Raw genomic sequence first — 9,385 nt, forward strand, 5'->3', positions numbered from 1 at the left:
TCACGCCCAGAGATCGGTGATCGCGACACCGTGCGCCGACAGGAGCGTGCGCAGCAGCGGCATCGACAGCCCGAGCACGTTCCCGTGGTTGCCGTCGATCGAGTCGACGAACGGCGCCGAGAGTCCGTCCAGCGTGAACGCCCCCGCCACGTGCAGGGGTTCACCCGTCGCGACGTACGCGGCGATCTCCGCGTCCGTGGGCTCACCGAAGCGGACCGTGGTCGAGGCGGTCTCGGACACGGCCCGCCCCGTCACCGTGTCGATCACGCAGTGCCCGCTGCGCAGCACGCCCGACCGGCCGCGCATCGCCTTCCAGCGCGCCGTGGCGGCCTCCGCGTCGGCGGGCTTGCCGTGGGCCTCGCCGTCCAGTTCGAGCACCGAGTCGCAGCCGACGACGAGCGCGCCCGCGGCATCCGGCCGGGCCGCCACGGCCGCGGCCTTGGCCTCGGCGAGCACCCGCGCCAGGTCGGCGGGTGTGGCGGCGGACAGCGCGTCCTCGTCGACGCCGCTGACGATCACTTCGGGCGCGAGACCCGCCTGCCGGAGCAGTGCGAGGCGGGCGGGGGAGGCGGAGGCGAGGACGAGACGGCGGCGCTGATCGGTCATGACGAGCAGGGTAGCCACCGGACCGGGGCGGCGAGGGTCCCGGGGAGTCTCCGCGAGCGGCGGCGGTCCTCAGCCGTCGTACGGGCTCAACTCGGGGCGCGTGGCCAGCAGGTCGCCGTGGCGCTGTTCGAGCAGCCGCTCATGGGCGGGCGTGAAGCAGTCGCGCCACTGGCCCACCGTCAGATCGTCCTCCTCGCACCGGAGTTGCTCGGTGACCTGCGTGGTGGGGTGCTCGGCCGCGGGCGTGGTGAGCCCGGCGCCGAGCAGCTGGGCCACCGCGCGGTCGCGGCCCCCCGCCGTACCGCCGTGGGCCGGTCCCGCCAGGTCCTCGTGGCTGATCACGGTCACCGCCGGATGGTGCAGGAGCCACTGGCAGCGCCGGGCCTCCTCCATGCCCGGGAAGCCCGGGTCCGTCAGGGCGAAGGTGATCTTCGCGTCCATCGTCGGGAGCGCGCCGACGATGTCGCGGTAGATGAGCTGTCCGGGCGGCGAGCCCGAGGGGCTTCCGGGCCGGGACAGCGAGCGGATCTGGCTGACGATCCGGTCCCGTACGTCCCGGTGGTGGAAGACGATCGGCGGCTGCCCGCCGTGCCGCCAGGCGCGCAGGAAGCCGGCGTCCGCACGCTGGAGGTCGAGGCTGTCGACGTACCAGCAGCCGTGGCCGGGCAGCAGGCCCGGCAGTTCGGCGTCCGGCAGCCGGGCGAGCCGGCCTTCGAGCCCCGGATCCGCGGGGGAGGCGACGGCGACGGGCTGCCCGAGCCGCATCCACCAGACGCGCCACAGGGCGTCGGACGCCTCCCGGAAGGCCGTGTCGAGCGCCTCCCGCTCGTCGGCGGCCCGCTTGACGAGCAACTCGGCCTCGTCCTTGCCGTGAGCCGCCGTCAGGAGCGGGCGCATCGCCACGATCTCGGGGGCGCGGGTGGGGCGGGCGCCGGGGGAGGGGGTGGCGCTCATCGTTCCGTACGAGAGGTAGCCGAGGGCGGACGTGAGATCGGCGAGCAGCGGGGTGCCGCTGCCGGGCAGCGAGACGACGATCACCTGGGACGCGGTCATGGGCTCTCCGGGAGGGTGGCTCACGCCCGGGGGCGGTGCCGGGCCCGTACGCGGGGCTCAACGAGACGGCGGGGACGCGGGCACGCGGCGCGTCCTGCCGTGGCGGGCCCGGTATCGGGGGCGTCCCCCGGAGGCCGGCTGTCCCCGATCGCCGGACGGGCTCGACGTGCCCGCCGTGCGGGGGTGGGGTCAGCCCCCGGCGGGCTCAGTGGGCTAGCGGATACCCGCCGCGAGCATTCCCAGGATCATCGCCAGGGCGAGGATGACGCCCGCGCGGCGCATCATCGCCTGCATGTCCCGCATGTCCTCGGGGGGTTCGTTCTCGGGATCGGACCAGAGCATGCCTTCGATCCTGGGGCCGTGCCGGGCGGGACGCCTGAGTACCCGTACTCAAAGCCTCCCGCCGGACCGCCCGGCAGTGTCCGCGACGTCCCGCCCGGACCGCGACGCCCGGTACGAGGCCGGCCCTCCGCCTCGCGCCGCACCGCACCGGACGCCGCCCTGCCCTGCGGGCGGGCGGCGCCGCTTCGGGGACACCGCGTGGGTCGTGTCCGGCGGTTCCCGCCTGGCGCGCGGCACGGGCGACGCCGTGCGCCCTGCCCTATGGGCGGGCGGCGCCATGTCGCGGACACCCCGTGGGGCGCGCGCTTGGCGTGCGGCCCACGGGTCCCGCCCTGCGGGCGGGCGGCGCCGCTTCGCGGGCGCGGTCTAGCCCGGCCAGTACGTACGTGCCCACGCCCGCGGTCCCGGGCGGTGGGTCTCGCGGCGGGCGATGCGGGCCGGGTCCGACCAGCCCGGAGGCGGTGGTGTGGAGCCCGGTGCCCGCTCCGCGCCCGCCGCCGCCCTCGCCCGGACCACCGCGAGCGCGGCGGCCAGCTCCTCGGGGGTCGGATTGCCTCGTACGACCTTGATCATTCCGGCCTCCTGCCGTCCTACAGAGGGATGTTGCCGTGCTTCTTCGGGGGCAGGCTCTCCCGCTTCGTACGCAGCTGCCGCAGCCCCTTGACCAGGTGCGCCCGTGTCTCGGACGGCATGATGACCGCGTCGACGTAGCCGCGTTCGGCCGCGATGTACGGGTTCAGCAGCGCGTCCTCGTACTCCGCGATCAGACCGGCCCGCGTCGCGTCCTGGTCCTCGGCGGCGGCGATCGTGCGCCGGTGCAGGATGTTGACCGCGCCCTGCGCGCCCATCACCGCGATCTGCGCCGTCGGCCAGGCCAGATTGAGGTCGGCGCCCAGATGCTTGGAGCCCATCACGTCGTACGCGCCGCCGAACGCCTTGCGCGTGATCACGGTGATCAGCGGGACCGTCGCCTCCGCGTACGCGTAGATCAGCTTGGCGCCGCGCCGGATGATGCCGCCGTACTCCTGGTCGACACCGGGCAGGAAGCCCGGTACGTCCACGAACGTGATGACCGGGATGTTGAACGCGTCGCAGGTGCGGACGAACCGCGCGGCCTTCTCGGACGCGTCGATGTCCAGGCAACCCGCGAACTGGAGCGGCTGGTTGGCCACGATGCCGACCGGATAGCCCTCGACCCGGCCGAAGCCGGTGATGATGTTCGGCGCGAACAGCGCCTGCGTCTCCAGGAATTCGCTGTCGTCCAGCACGTGTTCGATGGCGGTGTGCATGTCGTACGGCTGGTTCGCCGAGTCCGGGATGAGCGTGTCCAGCTCCAAGTCCTCGGCCGTGGGCTCCAGTTCGGCCACCTCGGGGAAGGAGGGCGGCTCGGAGAGGTTGTTCGACGGCAGATAGGACAGCAGCGACTTCACGTACTCGACGGCGTCCTTCTCGTCACCGGCCATGTGGTGCGCCACGCCCGACGTCGTGTTGTGCGTACGCGCCCCGCCCAGCTCCTCGAAGCCGACGTCCTCACCGGTGACCGTCTTGATGACGTCGGGCCCGGTGATGAACATGTGCGAGGTCTGGTCCACCATCACCGTGAAGTCGGTGATCGCCGGGGAGTAGACGGCGCCGCCCGCGCACGGGCCCACGATGAGGCTGATCTGCGGGACGACGCCCGACGCGTGCACATTGCGGCGGAAGATCTCGGCGAAGAGGCCGAGCGCGACCACGCCCTCCTGGATACGGGCGCCGCCGCCGTCGTTGATGCCGATGACCGGGCAGCCGGTCTTCAGCGCGAAGTCCATGACCTTGACGATCTTCTCGCCGTAGACCTCGCCGAGCGAACCGCCGAAGATCGTGAAGTCCTGCGAGTAGACGCAAACCGGGCGGCCGTCGACCGTGCCGTAACCGGTGACGACACCGTCCCCGTACGGGCGGTTCTTCTCGATGCCGAAATTGGTGGAACGGTGTCTGGCGAACTCGTCGAGTTCGACGAACGACCCCTCGTCGAGGAGGAGCTCGACCCGCTCGCGAGCCGTCAGTTTGCCCTTGGCGTGCTGCTTCTCCACCGCCCGCGCGGAGCCCGCGTGCGTGGCCTCCTCGATTCGGCGCTGGAGGTCCGCGATCTTGCCCGCGGTGGTGTGGCTGTGCTCTGTTCCGCGGTCGATTTCCGGCTCGGACATGGGGATGCGGCTCCCTGCGGGTCTGCGGATCTGTCTGCTGCGGCTCGGCGTGTGGCTACCGATCCGTAGCGTATCGGCGGGTCCGGCGATCGGCAGTGCGTCGTTGGCCACACCACGCACGGCCCGCGACGTACCCGCACACACCGCCCTCATCGCCCTCGACCGCACCGCACCGCACCGCACCAACACCGAACCGCACCCCAGACCCTAGGGTGGCGCGCATGACGGAGCACAATGCCGCGGGCAGCCGCTGGACCGATCTCGAACGCCCGCCGCTGAACACGACCGCGCTGCGGCGCGGCCTGATCGTGCCGGGGCGCCTGTGGACCTCGCTCGACATCGTCACGGCGACCGGTTCCACCAACTCCGACCTCGCCGCCCGCGCCGGCGAGCTGCCCGAGGGCGCGGTCCTCGTCGCCGAGGAGCAGACGCGCGGGCGCGGGCGGCTGGACCGTACCTGGTCGGCGCCCGCCCGGTCCGGACTGTTCCTCTCCGTACTCCTGCGGCCGGGACCGGACGTCCCCGTCGGGCGGTGGGGATGGCTGCCGCTGCTCACCGGAGTCGCGGTGGCGACGGCCGTCGCGCGTGCGGCCGGTGTGGACACGGCCCTGAAGTGGCCCAACGACCTGCTGGTGACGGTCGGCGGCGAGGAACGCAAGGCGGGCGGCATCCTCGCGGAGCGCGCGGGCGACGACGCTGTGGTCGTCGGCATCGGCCTGAACGTCAGCCTCACCGAATCGGAACTGCCCGTTCCCGGCGCCGGCTCGCTCGCCCTCGCGAACGCGGTGTCCGTCGACCGCGATCCACTGCTGCGGGCGGTGCTGCGCGGGGTGGAGCACTGGTACGGCGCGTGGCGGGACGCGGCGGGCGACCCGGCGGTGTCGGGACTCCAGGAGGCGTACGCGGCGGGTTGCGCGACGCTGGGCCGCCCGGTGCGGGCGGAGCTGCCGGGGGAACGGCGACTGGTGGGGGACGCGGTGGCGGTCGACGGTGACGGACGGCTGGTGATCGCGACGGAGGGCGGCGGCCGGGAGGCCGTGGGCGCGGGGGACGTGGTGCATCTGCGTGCCGCGTAGGGCGCGCCGGCGCCGGGGCGCCTCGTCCCGCCGCGCGGTGTCCGCGATCACCGGACGGGCACGGCACACCCGCTCCGCCGCCGCGCGACCCCACCCCGGAGAACCCCCGGTCAAGCGGCCGTAATGCCCGCGTCCGAAGGCGACCCCGGCAGCCCCGACCTGCCGTATCGTTGAGGCGACCCACGACAGATCGGCAGGGCAGTGCGCAGGGAACGGGCAGGAGGCGGCTGGTGACGGTCGACGACACGACCTCCGGTGGTGGGGACGAAAAGCCGCCGTCGGAGTCCTCCGGTCACCCCACCCCGCACCACGCCGTCGACCACACGGCCGAGCCCACCGACGACCCCCTCGCCATCCGGCTCGAACAGCTGATCCTCGGCGCCGAGCGCCGCTACACCCCCTTCCAGGCCGCCCGTACCGCCGGTGTCTCGATGGACCTCGCGTCCCGCTTCTGGCGGGCGATGGGCTTCGCCGACATCGGCCAGGCACGGGCACTCACCGAGGCCGACGTCCTGGCGCTGCGGCGGCTCGCCGGCCTCGTCGAGGCCGGTCTGCTGAGCGAGCCGATGGCGATCCAGGTCGCCCGGTCGACCGGACAGACCACCGCCCGCCTGGCGGAGTGGCAGATCGATTCCTTCCTCGCCGGCCTCACGGAGCCGCCCGAGCCCGGGATGACACGGACCGAGGTCACGTATCCCCTGGTCGAGCTGTTGCTCCCGGAACTGGAGGAGTTCCTGGTGTACGTGTGGCGGCGCCAGCTCGCCGCCGCCACCGGACGGGTCGTCCAGGCCGCCGACGACGAGGAGATGGTGGACCGCCGTCTCGCCGTCGGGTTCGCCGACCTCGTCGGCTTCACGCGGCTGACCCGCCGACTGGAGGAGGAGGAGCTAGGCGAGCTGGTCGAGGCGTTCGAGACGACCTGCGCGGACCTGGTGGCCGCGCACGGCGGCCGGCTCATCAAGACCCTCGGCGACGAGGTCCTGTACGCGGCAGACGACGCGGGCACGGCCGCGGAGATCGCGCTGCGGCTCATCGAGACCATGACGCACGACGAGTCGATGCCCGCGCTGCGCGTCGGCATCGCGTTCGGCACCGTCACCACCCGGATGGGCGACGTCTTTGGCAACACCGTGAATCTGGCGAGCCGGCTCACCTCGATAGCTCCCAAGGACGCCGTCCTGGTCGACGGCGCGCTCGCGGAGGAGCTGATCCGGACGGGTGACACCCCGGCCTCCGAGGCCGAGGCGGCGGAGGAGGCCGCGACCGCGGAGAAGGCGGGCGAGGACCCGCCCGCGTACCGCTTCGCGATACAGCCGATGTGGCAGCGGCCGGTGCGGGGGCTCGGTGTCGTGGAGCCGTGGCTCCTGACGAGACGGCCCAAGCCCGGCGCCTGACGGACGCCGCCTATGATCCCGGTCAACGATCGTTTACCGGGAAGCGGGTGGGTGCGGTGGGCGCGCAGGGTGAGCAGCGGTTCGGGGAGTTCGTCGCGGTGCGCGGCCACGGGCACGTGGCCGAGCTGGTGCTCGACCGGCCCAAGGCCATGAACGCGATCTCCACGGAGATGGCCCGGTCCATCGGCGCGGCCTGCGCCGCGCTGGCCGCGGACCGCGACGTACGGGTCACCGTCCTCACCTCGACCCACCCACGGGCCTTCTGCGTCGGCGCGGACCTCAAGGAGCGGAACTCGCTGAGCGACGCCGAGCTGGTACGGCAGCGGCCGACCGCCCGCGCCGCGTACACCGGTGTCCTGGAGCTCCCGATGCCGACCGTCGCCGCCGTGCACGGCTTCGCCCTCGGCGGCGGGTTCGAGCTGGCGCTCTCCTGCGACCTGATCGTCGCCGACCCGACGGCGGTCGTCGGACTGCCCGAGGTGTCCGTGGGCGTGATCCCCGGCGGCGGCGGTACGCAACTGCTGCCGCGCCGCGTCGGAGCCGCTCGCGCCGCCGAACTCATCTTCACCGCACGGCGGTTGGCGGCGCCCGAGGCGCACGGTCTCGGCCTCGTCGACCAGCTGGCGGCCGAAGGGGCCGACCGCGACGAGGCGCTGGCGCTGGCCGCCCGTATCGCCGCGAACTCGCCGGTCGGCCTCCGGGCGGCGAAGCGCGCGCTGCGCCTGGGGCACGGGCTGGACCTGCGGGCCGGTCTGGAGGTCGAGGACGCCGCGTGGCGCTCGGTGGCCTTCTCCGGGGACCGTACGGAGGGTGTCGCCGCGTTCAACGAGAAGCGGAAGCCGCAGTGGCCGGGCGAGTAGTCCGCAGGTTCTGTGTACGGAGTGTGATGACCGCTCGCTCCGAGTGATCAAATCACCCCAAAGCGCCATAAGGTGGGGTGATGGGAGAGGACGCGCGCCTACGCGCCGTGGTGGAGCTTGCTCAGGCGATGGCCTCGGCGCAGACCTCGAACGATTCCTGGCGGGCCGCCGCGCTCGGCGCGCGCGACGCGCTGGCCGGGAGCTTCGCCGCGCTCTCCGTGTGGGAGCGGGACCTGGGGCAGCTGAAGGTCCTGGTGAACGCGGGGGACCTGGCGGAGGGGGAGGAGGAGTTCCCCGAGGACGAGTCGTACCCCGTGCACCGGTTCCCCGAGATCGCGGAGTTCCTGCACGAGCGGTGGGCGGGCGGCGGCGAGCCCAACGCCTGGGTCGAGACGGTCGAGGGACCGGCCGCCGCCGCGGGCGCGCCCGGCTACTGCCACCAGCGGGTGGCCGCGCTGCGCCGGCGGGGCCGGGGCTCCTGTGTCGTCGCGCCGATCGTGCTGCACGGGCGGGCGTGGGGGGAGCTGTACGTGGCGAGGTCGCTGGGGGAGCCGGTCTTCGGGCGCGACGACGCGGACTTCGCCACCGTCATCGCCTCGGTCGTGGCGTCGGGGATCGCGCAGACGGAACGCCTCGAAGAGGTCCGCCGGCTGGCCTTCACCGACCCGCTGACCGGGTTGGCGAACCGCCGCGCGGTGGATGCGCGCCTCGACGAGGCGGTCGCGCGGCACCGGAGGGACGGGTCGGTGGTCAGCCTGGTCGTCTGCGACCTCAACGGCCTCAAGCGGGTGAACGACACGCACGGGCACGCGGTGGGCGACCGGCTGCTGGAACGATTCGGCTCGCTGCTGTCCGTGTGCGGGGCGCGGCTGCCGGGGGCGCTGGCCGCGCGGCTGGGCGGCGACGAGTTCTGCCTGCTGACGGTGGGGCCGCCGTCGGACGCGGTGGTGGGGGTCGCGGACGAACTCTGCCGCCGGGCCGCGGAGTTGGAGCTGGGCGAGGGGGTGGCGTGCGGGGTCGCGTCGACTGGGGACGCGATCGGGGCGCTGCCGTCGGCCCGGCGGTTGTTCCGCCTGGCGGACGCGGCGCAGTACCGCGCCAAGGCGGCGCGGTCGGTGGGGCCGGTGGTGGCGGGGCGGGACGGCGGGGTGGTCCGCCTGGCGGACGAGCCGCCGCGGGCGCCGTCGGGCGAGCGGAGAAGGTTCCGGGGGATGACACGGGGACCGGGCTGAAGGGCGCGGGTGCCCTCCCGGCGGGGTGCGGGGTGCGGGGTTTCTGGTTGCGGTTGTGGGTCGTGGTCGGGGTGCGGGGTCTCCGGAGGTGCATGTCCGGACGGCGTGATTTACGGCGCGTGCCCCGTTCGTTGGACCCGTTGACCCGGGTTGTTCACGCGCCACAAATCAGCCTGAGTGTCCGAACACGCACCTCCTGCGACCCCGCCCCCCTTCCGCCGTCACTCGCGACGGTCACCGATCCCCGGGTCCCGCTCCTGCGGCGTTACCAGGCCGGTACGGCCCGGGGTCGCCTCCTGCGGGGTGATTCCGGCGGTCACCGGCCCCGGCCTCCCGTGAGGCCACCCGCAGGGGCCGTCCCCGGGTCTGCCGCCGTCACCCGTAACGGTCACCGTCCCCCGTGTGCCCCTCCCTGCGGGTGATCTCGGCGGTCACCGTCCCCCAGGGGTCCCGCTCCTGCGGCGTCACGAGGCCGGCGCGGCCCGGGGTCGCCGGCGGGCGATCCTGGCGGTCACCGGCCCCGGTCCCCGTGAGGTGACTCGCAGGGGCCGTCCCCGGGTCTGCCGCCGTCACCCGTAACGGTCACCGTCCCCCGTGTGCCCCTCCCTGCGGGTGATCTCGGCGGTCACCGTCCCC

9 protein-coding genes are annotated in these 9,385 nt (G+C 73.8%); 4 read left to right on the forward strand and 5 right to left on the reverse strand.

The window, feature by feature from the left end; translation table 11 throughout:
- The 5 genes from ACZ61E_RS04760 to ACZ61E_RS04780 form a co-directional block, all read right to left on the reverse strand.
- Entirely contained in the window at positions 1 to 606 is a 606-nt protein-coding gene (locus ACZ61E_RS04760) for a Maf family protein (protein ID WP_469697554.1), read from the reverse strand.
- Positions 607 to 675: 69 nt separating this feature from the next.
- Positions 676 to 1,659, reverse strand: coding sequence for a hypothetical protein (locus ACZ61E_RS04765; RefSeq protein WP_469697555.1), 984 nt, complete (start codon positions 1,657 to 1,659; stop codon positions 676 to 678).
- 213 nt (positions 1,660 to 1,872) lie between these two features.
- Positions 1,873 to 2,001, reverse strand: coding sequence for a morphogenic membrane protein MmpB (mmpB, locus tag ACZ61E_RS04770; RefSeq protein WP_469697556.1), 129 nt, complete (start codon positions 1,999 to 2,001; stop codon positions 1,873 to 1,875).
- A 366-nt stretch (positions 2,002 to 2,367) separates the two neighbouring features.
- The gene (locus ACZ61E_RS04775) at positions 2,368 to 2,574 is read right to left on the reverse strand and encodes an acyl-CoA carboxylase epsilon subunit (protein WP_469697557.1); all 207 of its coding nucleotides are present in this window, start codon (positions 2,572 to 2,574) and stop codon (positions 2,368 to 2,370) included.
- 17 nt (positions 2,575 to 2,591) lie between these two features.
- Positions 2,592 to 4,187 carry an acyl-CoA carboxylase subunit beta gene (locus ACZ61E_RS04780; RefSeq protein ID WP_469697558.1) on the reverse strand — a complete coding sequence of 532 codons (1,596 nt, stop codon included), beginning with the start codon at positions 4,185 to 4,187 and terminating at the stop codon, positions 2,592 to 2,594.
- Between the two features lie 221 nt (positions 4,188 to 4,408).
- On the opposite strand from ACZ61E_RS04780, the gene ACZ61E_RS04785 reads away from it, so the two are divergent.
- From ACZ61E_RS04785 to ACZ61E_RS04800, 4 genes are all read left to right on the forward strand, one after another.
- Positions 4,409 to 5,263: a biotin--[acetyl-CoA-carboxylase] ligase gene (locus ACZ61E_RS04785; RefSeq protein WP_469697559.1), complete on the forward strand. Its 855-nt coding sequence runs from the start codon at positions 4,409 to 4,411 to the stop codon at positions 5,261 to 5,263.
- A 230-nt stretch (positions 5,264 to 5,493) separates the two neighbouring features.
- Complete coding sequence (locus ACZ61E_RS04790) at positions 5,494 to 6,657, forward strand: adenylate/guanylate cyclase domain-containing protein (protein WP_469697560.1); 1,164 nt, start codon at positions 5,494 to 5,496, stop codon at positions 6,655 to 6,657.
- Positions 6,658 to 6,713: 56 nt separating this feature from the next.
- On the forward strand, positions 6,714 to 7,517 hold the full coding sequence (locus ACZ61E_RS04795; protein ID WP_469697561.1) for an enoyl-CoA hydratase/isomerase family protein: 804 nt from the start codon (positions 6,714 to 6,716) through the stop codon (positions 7,515 to 7,517).
- An 80-nt stretch (positions 7,518 to 7,597) separates the two neighbouring features.
- Entirely contained in the window at positions 7,598 to 8,749 is a 1,152-nt protein-coding gene (locus ACZ61E_RS04800; RefSeq protein WP_469697562.1) for a GGDEF domain-containing protein, read from the forward strand.
- Positions 8,750 to 9,385: the final 636 nt, after the last annotated feature.

The sequence above is a fragment of the Streptomyces sp. NPDC104581 genome, assembly GCF_055583685.1.